Source organism: Bacteroidota bacterium, from assembly GCA_016711505.1.
GTDB lineage: Bacteria > Bacteroidota > Bacteroidia > AKYH767-A > 2013-40CM-41-45 > JADKIH01.
On record JADJSV010000016.1, the window covers coordinates 37878 to 61136 of the forward strand.

The following is a 23259-nucleotide window of genomic DNA, read 5'->3' on the forward strand; positions in this document are numbered from 1 at the left end:
TGTGTGATTGAATATTATAAACCTACTAATGTTATTCCGACATTTACCGGATAAAGTACCGGGCCTTTTTTATCCTTAAATAATGTTGAAGCATAATAATCAGCAAAAACATTTAATCGTCCGTAACCCATTGCTACTCTGAAACCATAACGGAACGGGTTCAGGTTGAAGTCACCGAAGTCTTTTAACTTTTTTGTCTCTCCATCAATTTCAACTTTATTTTTGTGTGAGAACCAATAAGGAGACCAACCGTTCCACCTACACCCATATGGAATGCATTTTTATATTTTCTGCTTGTGAAAAACTCAAACATGATTGGTGCTGTAAGATAGCTTGCTACCAGTTTGCTTTTCTGATGGCTCACACCTGCTGTTGTATCGTGATATGCATTAGTGAAATTTCCATTTGATAATTTTATATCATCATCGAAACGGTAGTTATTCCAGGTAACACCTAAACCGGTGAAGAACCAAACATTGCTATGTCCGAGTTGAACATTCTTCTGAAGGAAATTCAGGGAGAAACTAACAGACTTATTTAATTTTAATTCAAAATTTTCTTTTCCATCAGCAAGATTGAAATCCCCTTTGTTATCAAGATATGAATTCACACCCAACTCAATTCCTGCCCAGATTGGTTTAGTTTTTCTCGTTTTAGATTTTGTCGAATCCGCTTTGCCTATCACCCATAATTGCGATTTACCCAGAGAAATTCTTGTTGTATCGCTGTTTGAATCATCCACCGAGTTTGAACTTTTAACGTGACCAATTCCGGAAACATCTTCATTCAATTTGGCCGGAAGAGTTTTGTAGGTAATCGTTCCACTTCCACTTATTGTAGAATTAAGTTCATCAGATGCATCAACACTGATCTTTCCAATTCCGGAAATAGAAGCATCTGCTCTACGGAGTTTAAGGCCGTCTGCATCTATCTTTCCTGAGCCCGGAACACTGAATTCTGCCACATCGCCTTTACCTGTAAGTTCGATCTTTCCTGCGCCAGGAACAGTTGCTTTGATATTGGTTACGTCAAGATCCATTTTGATCTTTCCTGCACCATCTATTTTTAAAGAGATATTGCTTCCCGTTATAGTCGACTCACTGTACACATCACCTTTTCCATCCAGTTCAACTTCTTCAAGAGATGGTACAGTAATAAAATAAGTATTGCCTGTTGAATTGTCGATGTAAAGTGTCTGATTCTTTACATTCACTTCGTCTGAGTTTACTATTGATCCGACAACTTTTACGGTTTGCACAGGATCAATGCGAACATAGACTGTGGCAATACTGGATAATTTAATTTTCGAGAACGGCTCAACCTGGAGGTTTGCAGTCTTTTGAGCGAATGATGTGGCAGCTATCAGTATAAGTGCCAACATTAATTTGATCGATTTCATATGGTATTTATTTTTTTGTTTTTCGTTGTATAATAATGGGACGCGCAGGGGTGGAAGGAGGTTACAGGCTTTTATAAATAAATTAAAAATAAAAATTGGGGGACTGGTTAATATAAAACACTAAGATCACTAAAAATCGTCACAAGAACACTTAATTGAAACTATCATTAAGTGTTCTTGTGATAAATTTTTAGTGACCTTAGTGTTTAGTTTTTAATCATCATCGTTTTGAAATACGAGCTAAGAAAACAAACTATCTCCTTCTGGTATGCGAAACCGAAAACTTCTCGCCAACATTTACTGCATATGTCGTAGCATCATCAATATAATTCTCTTTTTTAACAACGCCAATTTCTTTCGTATCGGAAAAACGTTTCAATTTGTCGGCAGCGACATTAAGAATTGATTCGGACTTTTTAGATTCCACTTTTACATTGTGAGCAAGACCTAACTCCGCTAATTCAGCTTGAGAAAAAATTTCGGAAAGATCTGTGACTTGTCCAACTTTCACTTCGGATTTTTCAGGTTGCGATACATTACTTGCAATTGGTTGTCGCTCAATTTCACCAATTACGTTTTCATTTTTTGACTGAACCGCAAGATTACTCTCAGGCAAATCCGATTGCTGGATGTTATTCTGAGAAGGACTTTCGTTTTTATTAATTTTTCCTTCCTGAGCGAGATTTGAAGATGGTGCAACATTTCTTTCTTTCAAGGGAAGGACTTTTCTTTGTTTCTCAACTTTGTCAACCGGATTATTTGCCATTGGTGCCGGAGCGATCGTTTTATTTTCTACCGGAGATTCAACGGGAAGAGTTTCCTTATTGTTTTTGTCAACCATCATTTTCTCCGCTTGCTGAGGACGGAAAATAAAATATGCAATTGCAATCAAAATGACAGATGCGGCTATCGAAAGATTTCTGTAGAATGAAGATGAGAATGAAATAACTTTTGCAGTTTTCTTTAAAGAAGACTTATCCGCAAACAATATTGTATAGTCAGGAAGCAATCTTGTTTTCTTTATGATCTCCAGCTCCTGAGCCATTGCAGGATTTGATTTCAGGTTTTGCTCTACATTTTTTCTTTCAACCGGATTCAGATCATTTTCAAAATAGGCGATCAGAAGTTCTGATTCTTTAGAGTCAGTTTTTTTCAAACTGTTCTTATCAGCAAAAACCATTGTTTCCGGTTCAAGTGTAGCATGTGATAAAAGTTCAAACTCCTCTTTCAAATCAGGATGTTGATCAAGAAAAGCACGCAACTCTTCCGTCTGAATTTTATTCAGCTTACCATCATAAAAATCGATGATATAGAGTTCGTAATTATTTCTTGTGATCATTTTCAAATTACTCTTTCGGGAGAACCGATATATTGTTTTAAGAACAAACGCGCGCGATAAATATAAACTTTCACTTGCGACTCATTCAGGTCAGTGATCTTTCCTATTTCTTCATAGCTGTAACCCTCATAATCGCGCAATGTTATTACAGCTTTCTGAATTTCCGGAAGCAGATTCAAAGCATTATTCAAAACTTTTTTGATGTCTGAATACTGTTCTGAGTGAAAAAGACTTTCTTCATTTACTTCTGTATAATCCGACACATGTTTTTTCTTTCTGATCCTGTCGATCATAGTATGATAACCGGTAGTAAACAAATAACTCTTCGCTTTACTTCCTTCCACCTTTTCATGATTCCGCCACATTTTTTCAAATGCATCCTGCACTACATCCCGGGCCTCTTCCTCATCCCGCATATTTTTCAGGATAAAGCGGAATAGTCCATCGGCATGTGTATCTACACATTGATTGTATTCAGCGGGTGTCATTCGTTGTGGTAAATGGTAGTCGTGTTCAGTTATGGGACGGTGTCATCATTCCAAAGTTACAGCAAAATGAAAATATATGGCTTCAAAAAATCAAGTTATCTAATACTTTGATTTTCAAAGCTTATTGCGTTCATTTCACAACCATAAAGCTAAACGTTAATACTTCTTTTTCGGAAATTAGTCTGCCATAATACTTACCGGAAGGAGTTGAATTCGGTAGACTTATTTCATTTGTTGCGTCATCTCCTGAAATATTTGCACTTGAAATTCTTTGTCCCTGCGAATTAAAGATCTCAATTAAAGAGGAATTGAAATTATCAGGAATAGAAAATCTAAATTTATCTTTTACAGGATTTGGATAAATTACTAACTTACTACTTCCCTCTTCGCTTACTCCAACGCTAGTGCACATGTCTAATGCACCTAATGATGATATGCTATTTGAAAAACTCATAAAAGACAAACTGTTAATAGTTGAGTAGGGCAAAATAGCAAATGTGTCTGAAAAAGTTGAATAATTGGGGCTGTTAAAATTTACTGAATCCTGAATTGTATTGCAAAACCCTTCTCCTAATGAATCAACTTTAATGAGAAATGGCGAATCTCCTCCTGATACAAAACCACCTTTACCAAATAAAGTTAATGATCGATCATTTGATTCAAATGCATAATATATATGCGCAAAAGGACCTACTGGACTGGAAGCATAACTCTTCGCAAACTTTGGAATCCCCATTGAATCAGTATTCAAAAGAAAACCATAACCAAGATCAGACCCACCTACAATCAATAAATCGTGATTTGCTCTTTCAATTACATATTGAGATACAGGCGAAAGGTTTCGCTCATAAATACGATACCAAAGTAATGAACCACCATTATCAATTTTGGCCATATAAAAGCTTGTACTTCTTTGCAGGTCATGACCTTGGATTAAATAATTGCCATCAGCTAATACTGTAATATTCATTGGCCAAATGTTGGTATCATTAATTGTTCTAAACCATGAAATCATACCAACTGAGTCAACCTTAATTATACATGTTTTATCATTATTCACTCCCACTCCTATAAATCCGTTGTCTGATGTAGGTCTGGCATTTCTAAGGGTAAAATCACATTCTATTTTTCTCCCCACAAAAAACTACCTGCAGAATCTAGTCTTAGAACAATATACCCTTGAGTACTTGTTACAGAATCTGAATAATATTTTAAAGAAAGATAATTTCCATCAGACATTTCCATTCCATTTAATATACTTTCTCCATTTGCAAATTTAACCCACAACACTTCGCCTCTCAAATTTGTTTTTGCTATATAAGCTCTTCGTATATTTAAAGAATCATCAGTAGTCCCGCTAATCAGAAAGCACGAATCTCGAGTTTTTGATATGCCAAAAACAAACAATGTCTCAAAACCATAACCTTTATAAGATTGCGGAATAACATCCCCGAATTTATTCAATCGAAGAAACTCTGCACCAATAGAAACAATTGTGTAATTTGAGTCAGGACTTACTTCAAAAGATTGAGAATTGCTCACCCCACCTCCTATTATTCGTTTTGCAAATAAGGCTTGTGAAAATGACGAATTGAATTTCATCATAAAAAATAACGAAAGGAAAAGTAATCTTTTGTTCATTGTTCTAAGCTCTCTAATATCGGATAGAAATGTAAATAATTTAATAATACTGCAAACGGTTTTTATGTGAACAAATGTACTAATGATGTAAAAGTGCTAAATATACATGTACAAATTCCAATCTGAAGTCCAAACATTTCCGTTACCTTTGCCCCATGACGCAAGAAGAGCAAATTTCAGTATTCGATATGTTTAAAATCGGAATTGGTCCGTCCAGTTCGCATACATTGGGGCCCTGGCGGGCTGCACACCGGTTTTTGAAATCGATCGATGATCAGAAGTTATGGAATGGAATTGACAGGGTTGTAATTAAGTTGTATGGTTCGCTTGCCAAGACCGGTCGTGGACATGGTACTGATATCGCAGTTCAACTTGGGTTGTCGGGATACGATCCGGTTACGTTTGATGTAAATGCAATTACGCCAACTATAAATTCAATTGCACAAAAGAAAAAGTTAACGCTTGACGCAAAAAAAGAAATCAGCTTTTCTCCTGAATTCGATATTGTTTTTCTTTTTTCGGAATCTTTACCGCAGCATTCAAATGCATTAACTTTTTCAGCTTATGGCGATGACGAACTTTTAATTGAAGAAACATATTATTCAGTTGGCGGCGGATTCGTTGTGAAAGATGGTGAAGATCATTCAAAGTCTGCGAATAAAGTGAATCTGAAATTCCCGATCGACAAAGCATCTGAATTGCTTTTGTATTGCGATGAAAATAATATGTCTGTTTCAGATGTCGTCATGGAAAATGAAAAATGCTGGCAGAGTGAAACGGAAGTGCGAGCAGGTATTTTGAATATCTGGCGTGTCATGACTGAATGTATTTATCGTGGTTGTCATGCAAGAGGTGAATTGCCAGGTGGATTAAATGTAGCCCGACGCGCAGCTAAACTGAACGATAAGTTTCTTAACGGAAGACAGCATGCCAGTTTCGGTGAATGGGTTACTCTGCTGAAATCAGGTGGAAATAATTTTAAATATACACTCGACTGGCTCACTTGTTTTGCTCTTGCTGTGAATGAAGAGAATGCTTCTTTCGGAAGAGTGGTAACGGCTCCTACTAATGGAGCTGCCGGAGTGATTCCTGCTGTGCTTCTATACTATGTAGTCTTCAACGATAATATCGGTGATGATGAGATCATTCGTTTCCTCATGACTGCTTCTGAGATCGGAAGTATTTTCAAAAAAGGCGCGACTATATCTGCTGCTATGGGCGGGTGTCAGGCTGAGATCGGTGTATCATCTGCAATGGCAGCAGGAGCTCTCACTGAATGTTTAGGCGGAAGCCCTCGTCAGGTTTTAATGGCTTCTGAAATTGCAATGGAACATCACTTAGGTTTAACATGCGATCCGATCAAAGGACTTGTACAGATTCCTTGCATAGAAAGAAATTCAATGGGTGCTATCAAAGCCATCACTGCTGCACAACTTGCACTGAACAGCGATCCTGAAAAAGCAAAAGTATCATTAGATGATGTTGTGAGAACAATGTGGAATACAGCACTCGATATGAATACAAAATTCAAAGAAACTGCGGAAGGCGGGCTGGCGACTAATGTGCCGTTGGGGTTGAGTGAATGTTGAAAGTGAAAAGTGAAAAGTGAAAAGTGAAAAGTGAAAAGTGAAAAGTGAAAAGTGAAATGAAAATAAAATTAAAATTTTTTGTAATTGTTCTCTTTTGTTCAAATTCTTTTGGACAAAATGCATTAAATTCTGATTCTCTGGTTAATTCAAGTGGAGCTCAGAATGTGCGATTTGCAGATAGTTTAAGTCAGGTACGTGAGTTAGCCAAATCAGATATTGCAAATCAAAAAATGTTTCTATTATTGAGTAGTGGAATTTCACCTATTGTTTATTCCACAGATCTTCGTTTTGAAAACGATTTTAAAATAAAATATTTAGAATCCGGTTGTACAGGACCAAAGGAAGAATTTGCTATTGAATACAACAATACAATTTTCAATTATCTCACTGATAAACATGGCACAAAATGGAAGAAAGATGTGCGGAAAGATGTTTCAGGTTTAAAAAACTACAAATTCCGGAAAAATAAATAGACTTTTTAACTTCCAAGATTCTTCAGATCACGTTCAATGTTTCTGTCAGGAATTGTCCACATAACAGAAACAAGTACAAAAAGAATTCCTGAAATATACGGACTTAAAAATGCTGCTGCTATTGCTGTCAGATAAGCATATAAAGAAAACATTCCTTTAGTTGTTTGCTTTCGCAAAGATTCTGTTAAGTTGGGGTTATGAGTCTCGCTTGCAGTAATTCCTTTCAACAAAATGTAATATGCAACACCATTCATCAATTGAAGAAATGCGTAGATGATCACAGAAAGCGTACTGAAATGATTTTCTCCCATATAAGCAGTACCAAAGGGAGTAAGAGAAAGCCAGAATAATAAGTGCGTGTTCGACCAGATTATTCTGCTGTTTACATTTTTAACGGTATGCAATAAATGATGATGGTTTCCCCAATATATTGCTACGTTCACAAAACTTAATACATAACTGATAAAGATTGGTATCAAGCTGATAAAATCAGAAAGTGATTCGCCATGGGGAACTTTAAGTTCAAGTACCATGATGGTAATGATAATGGCTATGACGCCATCGGAAAATGCTTCGAGTCTGGTTTTGGTCATGTGGTATGATTGAATTGTAAAAATAAAAATTTACTTGAAAGTAGCAGATTAAATTTTAACACTAAGATCACTAAGTTATTAGCACAAGAGCACAAGTGGAGGTGATTTGTTTCAGGTTTGTTGCCAACCTGAAAACCTGAAACAATTCACCTAAAAAGTACAGTGCTTTTTTCTTAAATAAAACCTGGAAAATAAAATATCAAGCAAACAAATTCGTCTGCAAAAATGTTACAATAATTCAAATCAACATACAAATGAAAAAAGTAGGAATAATAGGATCAGGAGCTGTAGCCAAGGCTCTTGCAAAAGGATTTCACGGAATTGGTTATGAAGTAAAAATGGGAACCCGGGACGCGAGTAAATTGGCGAATGTTCCTAACGTCTCCGTCGGTAGTTTTGAAGAAACAGCAAATTTTGCAGACATCATTGTTCTTGCTGTAAAAGGTCAGGTTGCTTCTTCAATCATGAAACAAATTCGGACAGATGGGAAAATTGTCATTGATACTACCAACCCGATCTCTGACAAACTTCCTGTTAATGGTGTCATTCAGTATTTTACTGAACAGAATAATTCTTTAGGTGCAATTTTGCAAAACGAAAACCCGAATGCTCACATTGTAAAAGCATTTAATTCTGTTGGAAGTGCTTTCATGGTTAATCCGGATTTCGGAGGTGTGAAACCTACAATGTTCATAGCAGGCAACAGTGATGGTGCAAAAGAAAAAGTGAAAGAAATATTAACGGCTTTCAATTGGGAAATTGAAGACATGGGAAAAATAGAAGCATCCGGTCCGATTGAGGCGCTTTGTCAGTTGTGGTGTATACCGGGATTTCTGCATAATCAGTGGTCGCAGGCGTTTCATTTTCTTAAAAAATAATGGATTAAACAGTAAGCTCTTATGCTTAAAAAATAAAACACTAAGTTCACTAAAATTCGTCACAAGATCACATAATTGAAATTTCACTTGTGCCCTTGTGCTAAAAACTTAGTGGTCTTAGTGTTTTATTTTATTCACAACCATTTATAAATTAATTTCTCACCACACTTTTACTCAATTGCCTTCCATTTGATTTTCTAATTTTTACAACATAAACACCTTTCGTTTCAGGCAAAAATAATTCATTACCTGAAAGTAAATAATCAACTTTTTGCCCGATTGAATTGTAAACTTCTATTTCAGCAATACTGCCCTTATACAGCAGATTAACTTTTCCGTCCACAGTTGGGTTTGGGCTTATTTGAAAATCATTCTCAATAGAATTCTCATCAACAGAATTTGGAAGACAATAAGTAAGATATTGATTCATACGTAAGGTAATTGGAAGTGAACCACCCGCATCCATCACATCAAAGGAAACTTTAATCCACCCGATATTAGTTCCGTCATTGTAAGCAAAATATTTATCGTTAATTGTCCAGGGTCCATTACAAACAAGACATCCATAGTTGCCTAAAATAAATAAAGAATCAACCTGCCACGAAAACGAACCGGAACAATCAACCACCGTTCCTGAGTCATAATAATTCACCACTTTTCCTAAACCAGAGTTTGGTCCGGCACAAATGCTATATGCAGAATTTAATACATGAAGTGAAACCACATTCGCCTGATCAACTGCCGTAAGTCCTCTGAATAAACTTACTGACAGATCCGGTACATTATCACAGTTCAAATCCAATGTACCCGAAGTATCATCATCAACAATAACAACTGAAAAATTAAATCCGGGATCAACAATATAACCTCCCGCAGGAATTGCACCTGCTATCACTTGTCCCCTCGCCGAGTTGGTTACGATCAACAATAAGAAAAGACCGAATGTCACTATTACTTTAAGTAGAGTTTTCATGATACTTTAGTTTTTAATAAATGAATATCCTTATTTATTTTAATTAAGACTTGTAAAGTTATTACGTTAGAAAAGAAAATAGTTGCCTCACACAGAAAAACAAAAAAGGGCCTGTAAAAAAAATAATTTACAGGCCCTTCTAATAATTTTATTTCAGATCAATCCAGTTTTAATACGGCTAGAAACGCCTGCTGCGGAATCTCAACGTTTCCTACCTGACGCATTCGTTTCTTGCCTTCTTTTTGTTTCTCAAGAAGTTTACGTTTTCGGGAGATATCACCACCATAACATTTTGCTGTTACATCTTTACGAAGTGCTTTTACAGTTTCGCGTGCAATGATCTTTGCACCGATACTTGCCTGAATAATTATTTCAAACTGCTGACGCGTGATCAACTCCTTCAATTTCTCACACATCTTTTTTCCAAAATCAAATGAGTGTGTACGATGTACAAGTGCTGACAACGCATCTACCGGTTCGCCATTCAAACGAATGTCGAGTTTTACAAGATCACTCTGATGATAACCAATAGGATGATAATCGAATGATGCATATCCTTTACTGAGCGATTTTAGTTTATCATAGAAATCAAAAACGATCTCTGCCAAAGGCATATTGAAAGTTAATTCAACTCTGTCTGTTGTAAGATATGACTGACCCATGATCACTCCGCGTTTTCCGATACAAAGTGTCATGATAGAACCTACAAACTCTGCTTTAGTAATGATCTGTGCTTTGATATATGGTTCTTCGATACGATCCAGATAATTCGGGTCAGGCATTTCTGACGGATTGTGAATGTCCTGAATAGACCCATCTGTCATATATGCTTTGTAGGATACGTTTGGAACAGTAGTGATCACAGTCATGTTGAACTCGCGCTCAAGTCTTTCCTGGATGATCTCCATGTGCAACATTCCAAGGAATCCGCAACGGAATCCAAAACCTAAGGCTACTGACGACTCCGGTTGAAATACTAATGATGCATCATTCAACTGAAGTTTTTCAATTGACTTACGTAACTCTTCGTATTCATCTGTATCGACCGGATAAATCCCTGCGAATACCATTGGCTTCACATCTTCGAATCCTTTGATGGCTTCCTGACAAGGATGATCTTTAGTTGTAAGCGTATCTCCTACTTTTACTTCACTTGCTTCTTTGATTCCGGAGATAATAAATCCAACATCGCCTGACTTTACAACATCGCGATTTTCTTTCTCAAGTTTTAAAATCCCTATCTCATCGGCATTGTATTCTTTTCCTGTTGCAAAAAATTTTACGCGTTCACCTTTTCGGATCTCGCCATCAAATATTCTGAAGTATGCAATGATACCGCGGAAAGAATTGAATACTGAATCGAAGATTAACGCTTTTAGTGGTGCTTCAGGATTTCCTTTTGGTGCAGGAACTCTTTTAACAATTGCTTCAAGAATATCAAAGATCCCTAAACCTGTTTTGGCAGATGCGGGAATGATTGAATCTCTGTCGCAACCTACAAGATCTACTATTTGATCTTTTACAACTTCAGGGTCTGCAGAAGGAAGATCTATTTTATTCAGGACAGGAATAATTTCCAGTCCTTGTTCGAGTGCTAAATATAAATTTGAAATTGTTTGTGCCTGGATACCCTGAGCAGCATCGACAATTAAAAGTGCTCCTTCGCATGCTGCGATTGAACGGGAAACTTCGTATGAAAAATCGACGTGACCGGGTGTGTCGATAAGGTTCAAAGTGTATTGTTCGCCTTCGAAAGTATATTGCATCTGAATTGCGTGACTCTTGATCGTGATGCCGCGTTCGCGTTCAAGGTCCATGTCATCGAGCACCTGAGCTTTTTCATCGCGTTTGCTGACTGTACCGGTGTACTCCAGTAAACGATCGGCGAGGGTACTTTTGCCATGGTCGATATGGGCAATAATGCAGAAATTTCGAATATTTTTCACTTTGGGTAATTTTCTTAGAAGGATTGCGAAGGTAATGAAAATGTGACGAAAATCTGCGGTTTTTCTGCGTATTCTGCGCAATTCTGCGGGAAATAAAAGACGCTTAAATTTCCCGCAGAATTGCGCAGAATACGCAGAAAATTGGGTAAGAAAGTCAATTTCGAGGCTATAGTCCGTTTACTTTTCTAAAAATATGCTCCTTAATTACATCCACATTGAAATTAACTAAAATACCTAGTTTTAACTTAGCAAGCTTAAGGTAAGTTAAAAGTTGTTTGTGATGTACTGGTGCTAAAGCTTCAATTGATTTAACTTCAATAACGACTGTATTCTCTACTAAAATATCCATTCTAAAACCTAACCCTAAACTGGTTTCATCATAAATAACTGGAAGTCCAACTTCCACCTTAACATTCAAGTTCAACTTTCGAATTTCGTATGTCAAAGCGGCAACATATACAGATTCTAATAATCCTGGCCCTAATTCATAATGCACTTTCATTATTGCTCCACGAATAATGTATGAGATTTCATTTTCATTCATCAGACAAAAATACGGATGAAAGAAATTGAAAATACTAGTGAATTTATGTTTCACTAATTAAAAAAACATCACAGAAGCATTAAAATACTTTACTCGCGATTTTGCAGGTGGTTTCGGCGTTGCCCATGGTGTAGTAATGTAAGCATGGCACGCCGGCATTTTTTAGTTCGATGGATTGGTTGGTACACCATTCTATTCCGAGCTCTTTTACTTCTTTGTCATTCTTGCATTTGTCGATTGCATCGGCAAGATCTTCGGGTAAGTCGACATGAAAAATTTTAGGGAGAACGGTAGTTTGTTTTTTTGTTGTTACAGGCTTTAATCCGGGGATGATGGGAACATTGATTCCATTCTCCTTGCACTTCTCTACAAACTCAAAATATTTAGTGTTGTCGAAAAACATTTGTGTTACGATGAATGATGCACCCGCATCAACTTTTGCTTTCAGGAAACGAAGATCCGTTTTCAGATTCGGTGCTTCGAAATGTTTCTCGGGATAACCTGCTACTCCAAAACAAAAATCAGAGGCTGTTACTTCCTGCAATTCTTCATCAAGATAAACACCGCTATTCATATTTGCCACTTGTTGCACAAGATCAAGCGCAAATTTATGTCCGCCTAAATGCGGCTCGAATGCCGCTTCACTTTTTATTGCATCGCCTCTAAGCAAAAGCAAATTATCAATTCCCAGATAACTTAACTCGATCAGAGCATTCTCTGTTTCCTCTTTCGAAAATCCTCCGCAGATGATATGCGGCACAGGATCAACCTTGTAATAATTTAAGATCGCTGCACAAATACTTACTGTTCCCGGACGTTTTCTGATCGAAAATTTTTCCAGTAAACCATTCTCACGTTTTTTATATACATATTCTTCCCGATGATACGTCACATCCACAAACGCAGGCTTAAACTCCATGATCGGATCCAGAATATCATAAATACTTCTGATACTCTTCCCCTTCAATGGCGGAAGAATTTCTACTGAGAAAAGTGTTTTGTTTTTGTTAGTGGAAAGGTGTTCGGTGATTTTCATTCTTTTTGGTGAGTGGTAAGTGGTTATTAGTTATTAGTTAAAGACAAAAATTTCCCAACGTATTTCCCAATAATATCAAATTCAATATTCACATCATCGCCGGGTTTCAGGGAATGAAAATTTGTGTTCTCCCATGTGTAGGGAATGATCGCTACGGAGAAATCATTCTTTCCGGAATCAACAACGGTCAGACTGACACCATTGATACATACAGAACCTTTTTCAACTGTAATATGTGCCGGTGAAGGAACGTAAGAAAAATAGATTCTCCAACTGCCGTTCTCTGAAATGATCTTTTCAACCTTGGCTGTTGTGTCGACATGGCCTTGAACAATGTGTCCATCAAGCCGGCCATTCATTTGCATACATCGCTCCAGATTTACTTTGTCGCCAACTTTTAAAACGCCAAGGTTAGTGCGGATCAGTGTTTCGTGAATGGCAACAACATCGTATTTATCCTCATTGATATTTACAACAGTCAGACAAACTCCATTATGCGCAAGACTTTGATCGATCTTTAATTCTGATGTGAAATTACACTCTAATGTGAATCGCAGGTTTGTGCCTTCTTTCTGAATTGCACATACTTTTGCCATACTTTCAACAATACCGGTAAACATATCAGCTCAATTATTTCGTATCAACTGGATGGTGCCATGTAACTCCTGAACATCCTCGCCAAATATACGATAGAAATAGACTTTGCAAGTATAAAAATATACACCGCTTACACAGTCTGCTTTTGATTCCATATCCTTGCCGTCCCACAAAACATCTTTGTCCTTCGTTTCATAAACAATTTTACCCCAACGATTGTAGATCTTCATATCGATCTCTTTCACATTTTTATACGGTGGACATGTTGTAGACTGTAATTGTTCGTCGGTAGTGCTATCACATGGATGGTAAATATCATTCATGCCATCACCATTAGGAGTGAAAACGGATGGTAAAACATACTCCCGACAAGTATCAATGCAAACAGCAATTGCATTCAGAGTTTCATTACCTACTGAATCGACTCCTGTCACTTTGTAACAACCTGAAATGATCTCCAGATCGTAATGCAGATAGGATGTAACATTTGGATCCAGAATGGAATCTATTCGTTCGAAGTTCAATGAATCGACCGGTGAATAATAAATATAATATTTCAAGACATCATCAGAACAAACAAGGTTCGGATTCACCCAGGTAAGCATGTTCGCATTGTTTATGCAATCAGAAATAATTTCCAGATCAGTTGCACAAGGATGAACATTATCAACAGGCACAGAACATAATTGCTGTGATTTATTATACAATGGTGAAGGAATCCCGTCACGCGAATAGGATCCGGAAGAACGGATGTAATAACAATACTGCGTTCCATTCGCAAGACCTGTATCTGAAAATTGTTGTACACTAACTGTTGCAATTGAATCATATAAAAGTGTTGTATTATTCAATCGGAAAACATCATATGAAGTATTTGTCCAAGGAACAAATTCCTCCCATGTCAGATTCAGGCGATTGTCGGTCGGACTGATGCTTAAGAAAATTGTAGAAGCATTTGTCGAACTACCTTTCAATGTCGGTACTCCGGAATTGTTGTAATACAGATCAACTTTATAAGACCAAGGTCCTGCAACCCGTATTGATGTTTGCATCAACAATTGTTGTATCGTTGAGATCATTCAACACAGCAAATTGAGTGAAATTATTTCCAAAGAAATCAGGTGAATGAAAAACTCTGTATTCGTAAGGGCCCGGGAACTGAAATGTGTCCAGTTCAGTTGGCTTACTCCAGTCAACATAGACTGTACCTGTCAATGCATCTGTTGAAGTCACATCTGCATGAGTAAGAACAGGAAGATCTTTTTTCAGTGTTGCACAAGTCTGTGGTGAAGCACAACTCTCTGAACCGTCAGCAAAGAATGCTGTGATGATATAACAATACTCTACCCCAATTGCTAATCCTTGTCCGTTATTGCTATCGGAAAAATTAACTGAGTCAATTGAGTTGAGAGTTTCCAGAAGTTGATATCCGGTATATGATGGCGCTCCATTATCGCAAGGACACTCTATCGTTCCCGGATAACTATTTGTCCGACGATAAATATGATATCCTATTGCTTCACTGCATGGTGACATGCTCCATGAAAGATCAATTGCATTTCCATTCGCAATAGCAGTAACGGTAGCAGGTCCGGGAGCAATTACTCTGATGGTTGTAGTTTTCAATGCAACAAGAGCAATACTGTCTACAGGTTGTACATCGCGTGCTTTGAATTGAACAGTGTATGGACTTGCACGAACATGATGACATTTTGCAGCCCATTCAAAGCGGCCGACTACTGTATCGTTATTTGGAACAGTAATTCTGAAAAAGATTGCAGGATCGCCACCAACTAATGCACTATCGAATACAGCACCGAATGCTGAGATCTCAACAAGATTACGATCAGGATCTATTGCTGTCATATCGAAACGCAATGTATCGCCTGCAAGAACACATGTATCAGAAACTACTTCTATGAATGGCGGATTGTTTGTGCATTCTCCAATCAGGATCTGCATGTCACGTCGAACATAACCAGCAAATTGGCCCTTCTTGTATTGATTGATGTGGAAAGCCACGTTGTATTCACCGGGTGTTACAGGAGAATCCCATACAAGATCGCCGGTGATAGGGTTAAGTGCAAATGAGTTTGATGCATTTGGAAATGAATATCCGGGTACAGGTGTATTCAATGCTACATTACACTGCACTAATTCGTAAGCCAGACTATCGCCATCAGGATCGAAAGCTCCGGGATTATGAATAAAAATTCTGTTCACACAACCTTTATCAATTGGTGGGTATGTCAGAACCGGTGAACTATTATTTCCAAGATATGGATTGATAATTAAAAGACTTTGAACTTCAAAAGGAACATCTACTGAGTTTGGAATATTTACAACACCTTCATTTCTGTTTGGATCAATAAAATAGATTAAGAATCGACCATTTCCAGAATAAGTATGTTCTTTTACATAAACATTCTTATTAATGTCTTCATTCGGAATCTGAATCTGCTGGCTTCTGATAAATACTGTAGGATTGAGATTATCACCAAGGTAGACTGAATCCAACCTTGGTCTATCAACATTCACCGAGGATCTTTTTGTGTAGGTAATAATAGTAATCCGGTATTTGTAATCATTAGGTGCCGCACCAATCCACTCATAAGTTATTTCACCAGCCCTGTTATGAGTCGCAAAACATTTTCTCCAAATGAGATGAGAAAAAATAAAAAAAGATAGAAACGAATTTGTTTCATCCTCATAGGTTAGATTTTAATTTACTTAATAATTTATGACCTGCTGCTCCATAACTTCCGGTAGCGGACGGTGTTCGTATTGTTGCGTTCTCAATTTAGGAATAAATCCGGCTTCGCGAATGGCTTCCTGAATTCCATTTGATGTAAAGCGATGCGGAGCTCCTGCTGCTGAAACAACATTTTCTTCGATCATGATCGATCCGAAATCATTTGCTCCTGCGTGCAGACAGATCTGCGCTACTTCTTTACCTACGGTTAACCAGCTTGCCTGGATGTTTTGAATATTGGGAAGCATTATCCGACTGATAGCAATTGTACGAATATAATCTTCACCTGTCACAGTATTATGAACTCCTTTAATGCGATTCAACAGAGTTCCTTCATCCTGAAACGGCCATGGAATGAAAGCGATGAAACCTTTCGCATCTTTCGGTTTTTCGCTCTGAACTTGTCTGAGCCATACCAGATGTTCAAACCGTTCTGCCACTGTTTCTATATGTCCGAACATCATTGTAGCTGATGTTGTAATATGCAACTGATGGGCCGCGCGCATTACATCTAACCATTCTCTCCCTGAACATTTTCCTTTTGAGATCAAACGACGAACACGGTCATTCAAAATTTCCGCACCAGCTCCCGGAAGAGAATCCAGTCCGGCTTCATGTAAGGTACGTAGTACTTCAGTATGAGTTGTCCCGGCAAGTTTTGTGATGTGTGCAATCTCAGGAGGCCCGAGTGCATGTAACTTCAATGTCGGAAAAAGTTTTTTCAATTCACGGAATAATCCAGCATAATAGTCGATTCCTAATTCCGGATGATGACCGCCCTGTAGAAGTAATTGCTCACCTCCATAACGGAAGGTCTCTTCAATTTTACCCTTATATTGCTCAATTGTAGTTATATACGATTCAGCATGACCGGGAATACGATAGAAATTACAGAATTTACAATTGGCTATACAGACATTTGTTGTATTTAAATTTCTGTCAATGATCCATGTAACATAATTATCAGGATGCAACGTTTTACGCATGCTGAAAGCAACATCCATTAACTCGGCAGTCGGTACATTTTCATAGAGAAACTGACCTTCTTCGGCCGTCAGGAAATCGAATTGAAGTGCTCTTTTTAAGAGTTGATCTGAAACCATAATTCCTGCGGAAGTCTTTTCGTTAAAGAGTATTATTTCTTTATTGGTTAGTTGAAAAATATTTTACCTAATTTCCGCACTTCAAAAATACAACATTATATGCAGACCACAATCGTATTAACACCTTCATACAAAACTGCAGATTCCATCATTTTACTATTGGATGACAAAGGAAGTGTCCCTTCCGGTCTTTTTTCTACCACTGAATCTGAATTTATTAAAAATGAGCTGAAAGCCGACAAAAAGAGCATTGTAATCAATCAATACAAGCGATTGATCTGCATCTATCAGCCTGATTATTCAAAAGATACCAATATTTTACTTGAATTGTGCCGCCGGATAGGTGATACTTTTCTGGCATCTCTGAACCGTCATAAGCAACGCCGTGTTGTGATTGCAGACCAGGGAGAAAATCCGAATCTGGCTATGGCTGTCGCTGAAGGAATTGCGCTTGGCAATTACCAGTTTCTGAAATATCGACAGGGAAAAAAGAGGGAATTAAACTCTTTGCGGGAGATTGCAATTAAGAGCAAAGGACTACAAGGTACACAGCTTAAGAATTTACAAAATATGGTCGATGGCGTTTTGCGCGCACGGACTCTTGTCAACGAACCACAAAATTTCATGACCGCTACACAACTTTCAAAAGAGTTTGTTGCAATGGGAAGAGAAGCAGGTTTTAAAGTAACTGTTTTCAATAAAGCGAAAATAAAATCACTGAAAATGGGTGGACTACTTTCTGTAAATAAAGGCAGTCAGCAACCACCGACTTTTACAGTAATGGAATACAAACCAAAAAATGCTAAGAATAAAAAACCAATTGTCTTCATTGGAAAAGGTGTAGTTTATGATACAGGCGGATACAGCTTAAAGCCTACACCGAATTCAATGGATTATATGAAAAGCGATATGGCCGGTGGTGCTGCAGTGGGTTCTGCAATGTATGCCATTGCTAAATCAAAGTTACCTGTTCATGTGATCGCTTTAGTTCCCGCAACCGATAACCGCGTTGCTGAAGATGCTTATACTCCAGGGGATGTAATTACAATGATGAGTGGACATACAGTTGAAGTTCTGAATACTGATGCTGAAGGCCGTTTGATTCTTGCTGATGCATTGCATTATGCAAAAAAATTCAAACCGGAATTAGTTCTAGACTTTGCAACTCTAACAGGTGCAGCTGCTGCGGCAGTAGGACCGTATGGAATTGTTTGCATGGGAACAGCAACTGATGAACAAAGAATAAAATTAAACAGAAGTGCAAATCGTGTATACGAACGTCTGGCTGAATTCCCATTCTGGGACGAGTATGATGATCTGATCAAATCAGACATTGCAGACATGAAAAATATCGGTGGCCCAATTGGTGGCGCCATCACTGCCGGAAAATTCTTACAACGTTATACGGATTACCCTTGGATGCATTTTGATATTGCAGGTCCGTCTTATCTGCATTCTCCTTCGAGTTATAGAGGGAAAGGTGGAACGGGAGTTGGAGTTAGATTCCTTGTTGATTTTGTAAGTTCTCGTTGATTTTTGGTGAGCGCAGAAAGGGTAAGTGGTAAGTGGTGAGTAGCACTGCTTACTTGATTGCAAAATGACAACTCTGATTTGACGGTAGAAAGTATAAATGAGTAACTAGTGCGACTTACTACTTACCAATTACTACTCACCACTATCTGTCACTCGTCTGCTTCGAAAACGCCAGCGGATTCGCATTGATCTCATCGTATTCTTCGCGTTTGGCGAGTACATCGATTGCAGTATAGATAGCTTCGCGGAATGATTCTTCATTGGCCTCACCTTTTCCTGCGATATCATATGCTGTTCCGTGATCGGGAGATGTCCGGACAACCGGTAAACCTGCTGTGAAATTTACACCACTTGAAAAGTTGAGTGCTTTGAAAGGTACTAGTCCCTGGTCGTGATACATAGCAAGTACTGCATCGAATTTACGATGAGTGCCTGAACCGAAAAATCCATCTGCCGAATAAGGACCGTACACATATAATTTATCGTCAAAACACTTTTTAACTGCAGGAATAATAATTTCTGTTTCTTCTTTTCCGATCAAGCCTGCATCGCCTGCATGTGGATTCAATCCAAGAACTGCGATCTTCGGTTTACGAATTCCGAAATCACGTTTGAGGGAGTCGTTCATCAAACGGATCTTCTTAATAATCTTTTCTATAGATAAAGTAGCTGCAACATCTTTCACAGGAATATGTCCGGAAACGACAGCGACTTTTAAATTCTCACTGACTAAAAACATCAAGTGATCAGGAGCATTAAATTCTTCTGCTAAATATTCTGTATGTCCGTTAAAACGGAATTGATCAGATTGAATATTGCTTTTGTTGATTGGCGCAGTTACAAGGACATCAATTTTATTTGCCTTGAGGTCTGCGATTGCATGCTGCAAGGAGAGTAATGCATATTTTCCGCCATCAGCATTTACCTGACCGAATTCCACATGAACATCTTCTTCCCAGCAATTGATGACATTGGTTTTTCTTAGAATGATCTCATCAGAACTTTTAACGGTGATATATTGAAAATCGGTAAAGTTCAGGAGCTTTCTGTGCAGGGAGACCATCTTGTTACTGGCATAAATGACAGGAGTGCAAACCTGGTGCATTCTGCTATCCAGGAAAGTTTTCAGAATGACTTCCAGTCCGACGCCATTTATATCGCCGCAGGTGATTCCTACCTTAATTCTGCCTTCTTGCTCCGTTTGACTCATAACTTGATGTGATATTAGGGTGCAAACATACCTTTTCGGGGGGACAAATTCAATGAATAGCGGGGTTATTTATTTCCCGCAGATTTGCGCAGAATACGCAGAAAAACCGCAGAATTAATATCAACACAAGAACACAAGTTCACAATAAGAACACGGAATTTAATACGTCTTATATTCCGTGTTCTTTTGTGATCTAAGTGCCCTTATGTTTAATTTTTAGTTACGAACCAGCTTCCTCACTTCCACCCTCTCACCCATTTGAATCGACACAAAGTACGATCCGCGAGAAAGAACAGAAACATCGATAATACTTTTCGAAGAGTTGGTTTTCTGAGACAAAACTTCTTTACCTAAAAGGTCATAAATTCTGACCGAAGAAATTTTTTCTGAACTATTCTTTAATTCCAGTACAAGATCTGACGTTGCCGGATTCGGATACATTTCAAAAGAACGATCGATCTCATTTACTGCTGTATTGAGATTGAAAGTATTCGGCAATGGATTCGGATCTGAAGGTGTACAGCCTAATTGCGAATACAAAAAGTTACTGACGAACCGGACAGTTGTATCCATGTAAGCAACATTTGAATAATAAGGAACATGATCAGCTCCGAAAAAAGTATACATCTGATTTGTTATTCCGATTGAATCTGCATAGGCAGAAATGGAATAGCTGCCATCGACTTGCATGATTGGAAAAACACCAAGTAAGTTTATTATAGCTGTTGCATAAGGCACAACAGCGTCAGCAGTTCCGTGCATAGTTACAACAGGAACGTCTGTAATTTTCATCCATGTTTTATTTCCAAGTGCTCCGCAAAGATCAACCACTGCATTTACTTCCGAAGAGTAACCAGGATTTCCGGAATTGCCTTCGATATCTCCTAAGATTGAAGTATCAATTGTAGATGGAAGTTCACTGTATTCATTTAAGTAGGCAAGATGCAAAGCAGTAAATGCACCGGCAGAACTTCCTCCGGCAAAAATAATATTCGGATCGATCTTGTATTCATTTGCTGTTGCAGCATCCTTTCTGAAAAATCTGATAGCAGCTTTCAGATCCTGCACTGCACGAAATACTGTTGACGTTGTATTAGCTTCATTGTAAGGAAAACTAATTCCCAGACGATAATTTATAGATGCGCAAACGTATCCGCGTTTTGAAAAATGTTCAGACAATCTCTGAACATCCAGATCGTTTTTTGTTCCACTTAAAAAACTACCGCCATGGACCCAGACTATGAGAGGTCGTTGAGCCATCGTATCACCTTCCGGCTGGTAGATATCCATTGTCAGAACAGTATTTAATCCGTTGTAATCAAGGTTTGCACCATAAGTGACATTCAATGTAGTATCAAATCCGGAAAAAACTTCTGTGTCAAATCTGCCGGATGAACAATCAACCAGTTGCGCTTGAGCTTCAGAAATAAATAGCAATGATGTTAGCAGGAGTAAGTAAACTTTATTCATCAGTATTAATTTTGAGAGAAAGATAATAAAAAAAGGCGGTCAATCGATTTGATAGCCGCCTTTTTTAAAAATCTTTCACTCTGAATTTATTATTCAGAAGGAAATCAAATATTATTGAAGAGAGATTCTTTTGCTTACTGTTCCTTTATCTGTAGAAATTCTGACAATGTAAATTCCATTCGACAAGTTTCCTCTTGAGAAAGTCGAATTGGATCCTGTCAGATTATCTTTTTTCCAGATGAGTCTGCCTGTGATATCAGATAGTTCAACTGATTTCAGATTCAGATTTGTTCCATCAGCAGAAACTGTGAATTGTGTTGAAGCCGGATTCGGATAAACTGAAACAACTTTGTTCAGAAGAGATTCTGAAATTCCATCAGGCAATCCAAGACAATATACTATACGAGGATTTACATAATTCTGAATAGTGTCAATGTATGCCAAAGCTTTTGCTTTTGACATATCAGGATTTGTACCTAAACCATTAACGTAAGCCTGAGTTCCGGCAGAAGCTGACAAACCTACTGCTTGCGCATATACAGTCAAAGCAGTTGAATCATACCATTCCCATGGACCTGCTTCACCCGGAGCAAATGGAGGTGTTGGTCTTTGGAAAGGGAACAATCCGTCTTCTCCACCATTGATTGCATTTGCAGCCAATGTATATGGATCAGTGAAACCGGCAAGATTGAAACATGCATTGTTACCTAATAGATTTGATTTTGTAATTACAGTCTGACTTCCGCTAACGTCCACAACGAATTGTGGTGGAGTTGTCGGAACATAAACCGGTCCGTCACCATATGGTGCGAATGGGTCATTTGTTACATGGAAGCCAACCATAGGAGCATCACCTGCTTCTAACCAAGAGCTATCACCAAGAGCGCCGCCCATATTTACAATAAAACTTACTCTTGAACTATAACCAACGTGATTATTCGGATTGTTTAATTGCGGAATACCACCATAAGCATCAAAATCACCAAGAGCAGCCTGATTTACATAAGGCTGACCAATCACAAATCCATAAGCTGCATTTGTTGTATTCGACAAGAATTTTGGAAGCTGGATCTCTGATGGTTTATCAAGAGTTGCATAAGCCATAGCAATATATCCACCTGTTCCTTGCCCTGCAAGAATGATATTGTTTGTATCGATATCAAAAGTATTTCCTGATGTCATAGCATCTTCATAGAAATAACGAACACAAACTTTTGCATCCTGAATAGCACGATAAACTGCCATTAGCAAAGTACCTGTACGTACATCCTGATCAGGATCTGTTGGAACCCAACCTTGACGGTAAGTAGCACTGGCAACTACATACCCACGTTTTGCAAATTGAGTACACATTTCTACTGCTGCAGAATCACTTTTTCCACCCGTAGGATTTTGATTAAAAACTGCAGGGACAAAACTTCCCGTGTGCAGATAAACGATCAAAGGACGAACCGGTGCAGCATCACCAACCGGTTGATAGATATCCATTTTAAGATCTTGTGCAGTTGGAGTACCTGTTGGAAAAATTGTGATGTTATTTCCGTAAGTTACGTTTGGTGTTACTGATACATCAGTGAACACTTCTGTTAAATAGCGCTGCGCATTCATAGTTTGCGTTGCAAACAAAGCAATTGCCAGCATTGACAATTTTAGTAGATTTTTTTTCATAGTCAGATTTTTGGTGATGTAAAAATA

General features: G+C 38.0%; 21 protein-coding genes. 4 read left to right on the forward strand and 17 right to left on the reverse strand.

The features are described 5' to 3' along the window. Positions 1-184: 184 nt before the first annotated feature. The 5 genes from IPL24_13115 to IPL24_13135 all read right to left on the reverse strand — a co-directional run bounded on the left by IPL24_13115 (position 185) and on the right by IPL24_13135 (position 4867). Positions 185-1399, reverse strand: coding sequence for a DUF2807 domain-containing protein (locus IPL24_13115; GenBank protein ID MBK8364554.1), 1215 nt, complete (start codon positions 1397-1399; stop codon positions 185-187). A 253-nt stretch (positions 1400-1652) separates the two neighbouring features. Continuing rightward, positions 1653-2738 carry a hypothetical protein gene (locus tag IPL24_13120; protein ID MBK8364555.1) on the reverse strand — a complete coding sequence of 362 codons (1086 nt, stop codon included), beginning with the start codon at positions 2736-2738 and terminating at the stop codon, positions 1653-1655. A 2-nt stretch (positions 2739-2740) separates the two neighbouring features. Beyond that, positions 2741-3226 (reverse strand): RNA polymerase sigma factor, encoded by a 486-nt coding sequence (locus IPL24_13125; protein MBK8364556.1) that lies wholly within the window; start codon positions 3224-3226, stop codon positions 2741-2743. A gap of 130 nt (positions 3227-3356) precedes the next feature. Continuing rightward, a complete protein-coding gene (locus IPL24_13130) occupies positions 3357-4196 on the reverse strand; it encodes a T9SS type A sorting domain-containing protein (protein MBK8364557.1) in 840 nt (279 codons plus the stop codon). A 152-nt stretch (positions 4197-4348) separates the two neighbouring features. Beyond that, entirely contained in the window at positions 4349-4867 is a 519-nt protein-coding gene (locus IPL24_13135) for a hypothetical protein (protein ID MBK8364558.1), read from the reverse strand. Positions 4868-5022: 155 nt separating this feature from the next. Between IPL24_13135 and IPL24_13140 the strand changes: the two genes are divergently transcribed. Continuing rightward, positions 5023-6456, forward strand: a complete 1434-nt coding sequence (locus tag IPL24_13140; protein MBK8364559.1) for an L-serine ammonia-lyase — start codon at positions 5023-5025, stop codon at positions 6454-6456. Between the two features lie 56 nt (positions 6457-6512). After that, positions 6513-6929, forward strand: coding sequence for a hypothetical protein (locus IPL24_13145; GenBank protein MBK8364560.1), 417 nt, complete (start codon positions 6513-6515; stop codon positions 6927-6929). Positions 6930-6934: 5 nt separating this feature from the next. Here IPL24_13145 and IPL24_13150 read toward each other — a convergent pair whose 3' ends face one another. Beyond that, positions 6935-7522 (reverse strand): DUF1211 domain-containing protein, encoded by a 588-nt coding sequence (locus IPL24_13150; protein ID MBK8364561.1) that lies wholly within the window; start codon positions 7520-7522, stop codon positions 6935-6937. A gap of 191 nt (positions 7523-7713) precedes the next feature. Here IPL24_13150 and IPL24_13155 point away from each other — a divergent pair, with 191 nt between their 5' ends. After that, entirely contained in the window at positions 7714-8400 is a 687-nt protein-coding gene (locus IPL24_13155) for an NAD(P)-binding domain-containing protein (GenBank protein ID MBK8364562.1), read from the forward strand. 151 nt (positions 8401-8551) lie between these two features. Here the strand turns inward: IPL24_13155 and IPL24_13160 are convergent, their stop codons facing one another. The 8 genes from IPL24_13160 to mqnC form a co-directional block, all read right to left on the reverse strand. Then, positions 8552-9373 carry a T9SS type A sorting domain-containing protein gene (locus IPL24_13160; protein MBK8364563.1) on the reverse strand — a complete coding sequence of 274 codons (822 nt, stop codon included), beginning with the start codon at positions 9371-9373 and terminating at the stop codon, positions 8552-8554. Between the two features lie 158 nt (positions 9374-9531). Further along, positions 9532-11319 (reverse strand): elongation factor 4, encoded by a 1788-nt coding sequence (gene lepA / locus IPL24_13165; GenBank protein MBK8364564.1) that lies wholly within the window; start codon positions 11317-11319, stop codon positions 9532-9534. Positions 11320-11485: 166 nt separating this feature from the next. Beyond that, positions 11486-11863 (reverse strand): GxxExxY protein, encoded by a 378-nt coding sequence (locus IPL24_13170; protein MBK8364565.1) that lies wholly within the window; start codon positions 11861-11863, stop codon positions 11486-11488. Between the two features lie 79 nt (positions 11864-11942). Beyond that, a complete protein-coding gene (gene metF, locus IPL24_13175; GenBank protein MBK8364566.1) occupies positions 11943-12899 on the reverse strand; it encodes a methylenetetrahydrofolate reductase [NAD(P)H] in 957 nt (318 codons plus the stop codon). 26 nt (positions 12900-12925) lie between these two features. Beyond that, the gene (locus IPL24_13180; GenBank protein ID MBK8364567.1) at positions 12926-13519 is read right to left on the reverse strand and encodes a riboflavin synthase; all 594 of its coding nucleotides are present in this window, start codon (positions 13517-13519) and stop codon (positions 12926-12928) included. A gap of 6 nt (positions 13520-13525) precedes the next feature. Then, the gene (locus IPL24_13185) at positions 13526-14548 is read right to left on the reverse strand and encodes a gliding motility-associated C-terminal domain-containing protein (GenBank protein ID MBK8364568.1); all 1023 of its coding nucleotides are present in this window, start codon (positions 14546-14548) and stop codon (positions 13526-13528) included. Further along, positions 14508-16034 (reverse strand): hypothetical protein, encoded by a 1527-nt coding sequence (locus IPL24_13190; GenBank protein MBK8364569.1) that lies wholly within the window; start codon positions 16032-16034, stop codon positions 14508-14510. The genes IPL24_13185 and IPL24_13190 overlap by 41 nt, the downstream gene beginning before the upstream one ends. 192 nt (positions 16035-16226) lie before the next feature. After that, positions 16227-17351 (reverse strand): dehypoxanthine futalosine cyclase, encoded by a 1125-nt coding sequence (mqnC, locus tag IPL24_13195; GenBank protein ID MBK8364570.1) that lies wholly within the window; start codon positions 17349-17351, stop codon positions 16227-16229. Between the two features lie 99 nt (positions 17352-17450). Here mqnC and IPL24_13200 point away from each other — a divergent pair, with 99 nt between their 5' ends. Then, positions 17451-18884 carry a leucyl aminopeptidase gene (locus IPL24_13200; protein MBK8364571.1) on the forward strand — a complete coding sequence of 478 codons (1434 nt, stop codon included), beginning with the start codon at positions 17451-17453 and terminating at the stop codon, positions 18882-18884. 142 nt (positions 18885-19026) lie between these two features. Here IPL24_13200 and pdxA read toward each other — a convergent pair whose 3' ends face one another. The 3 genes from pdxA to IPL24_13215 form a co-directional block, all read right to left on the reverse strand. Next, entirely contained in the window at positions 19027-20094 is a 1068-nt protein-coding gene (gene pdxA, locus IPL24_13205) for a 4-hydroxythreonine-4-phosphate dehydrogenase PdxA (protein ID MBK8364572.1), read from the reverse strand. 216 nt (positions 20095-20310) lie between these two features. Beyond that, a complete protein-coding gene (locus IPL24_13210; GenBank protein MBK8364573.1) occupies positions 20311-21564 on the reverse strand; it encodes a T9SS type A sorting domain-containing protein in 1254 nt (417 codons plus the stop codon). 111 nt (positions 21565-21675) lie between these two features. Next, on the reverse strand, positions 21676-23232 hold the full coding sequence (locus IPL24_13215) for a T9SS type A sorting domain-containing protein (protein MBK8364574.1): 1557 nt from the start codon (positions 23230-23232) through the stop codon (positions 21676-21678). Positions 23233-23259: the final 27 nt, after the last annotated feature.

Bases quoted from the DNA above. Each gene is read 5' to 3' on its own strand.
- IPL24_13115 (MBK8364554.1), bottom strand. From the start codon at position 1,399: ATGAAATCGATCAAATTAATGTTGGCACTTATACTGATAGCTGCCACA.
- IPL24_13120 (MBK8364555.1), bottom strand. From the start codon at position 2,738: ATGATCACAAGAAATAATTACGAACTCTATATCATCGATTTTTATGAT.
- IPL24_13125 (MBK8364556.1), bottom strand. From the start codon at position 3,226: ATGACACCCGCTGAATACAATCAATGTGTAGATACACATGCCGATGGA.
- IPL24_13130 (MBK8364557.1), bottom strand. From the start codon at position 4,196: ATGAATATTACAGTATTAGCTGATGGCAATTATTTAATCCAAGGTCAT.
- IPL24_13135 (MBK8364558.1), bottom strand. From the start codon at position 4,867: ATGAACAAAAGATTACTTTTCCTTTCGTTATTTTTTATGATGAAATTC.
- IPL24_13140 (MBK8364559.1), top strand. From the start codon at position 5,023: ATGACGCAAGAAGAGCAAATTTCAGTATTCGATATGTTTAAAATCGGA.
- IPL24_13145 (MBK8364560.1), top strand. From the start codon at position 6,513: ATGAAAATAAAATTAAAATTTTTTGTAATTGTTCTCTTTTGTTCAAAT.
- IPL24_13150 (MBK8364561.1), bottom strand. From the start codon at position 7,522: ATGACCAAAACCAGACTCGAAGCATTTTCCGATGGCGTCATAGCCATT.
- IPL24_13160 (MBK8364563.1), bottom strand. From the start codon at position 9,373: ATGAAAACTCTACTTAAAGTAATAGTGACATTCGGTCTTTTCTTATTG.
- IPL24_13170 (MBK8364565.1), bottom strand. From the start codon at position 11,863: ATGAATGAAAATGAAATCTCATACATTATTCGTGGAGCAATAATGAAA.
- metF (MBK8364566.1), bottom strand. From the start codon at position 12,899: ATGAAAATCACCGAACACCTTTCCACTAACAAAAACAAAACACTTTTC.
- IPL24_13180 (MBK8364567.1), bottom strand. From the start codon at position 13,519: ATGTTTACCGGTATTGTTGAAAGTATGGCAAAAGTATGTGCAATTCAG.
- IPL24_13185 (MBK8364568.1), bottom strand. From the start codon at position 14,548: ATGCAAACATCAATACGGGTTGCAGGACCTTGGTCTTATAAAGTTGAT.
- mqnC (MBK8364570.1), bottom strand. From the start codon at position 17,351: ATGGTTTCAGATCAACTCTTAAAAAGAGCACTTCAATTCGATTTCCTG.
- IPL24_13200 (MBK8364571.1), top strand. From the start codon at position 17,451: ATGCAGACCACAATCGTATTAACACCTTCATACAAAACTGCAGATTCC.
- pdxA (MBK8364572.1), bottom strand. From the start codon at position 20,094: ATGAGTCAAACGGAGCAAGAAGGCAGAATTAAGGTAGGAATCACCTGC.
- IPL24_13210 (MBK8364573.1), bottom strand. From the start codon at position 21,564: ATGAATAAAGTTTACTTACTCCTGCTAACATCATTGCTATTTATTTCT.
- IPL24_13215 (MBK8364574.1), bottom strand. From the start codon at position 23,232: ATGAAAAAAAATCTACTAAAATTGTCAATGCTGGCAATTGCTTTGTTT.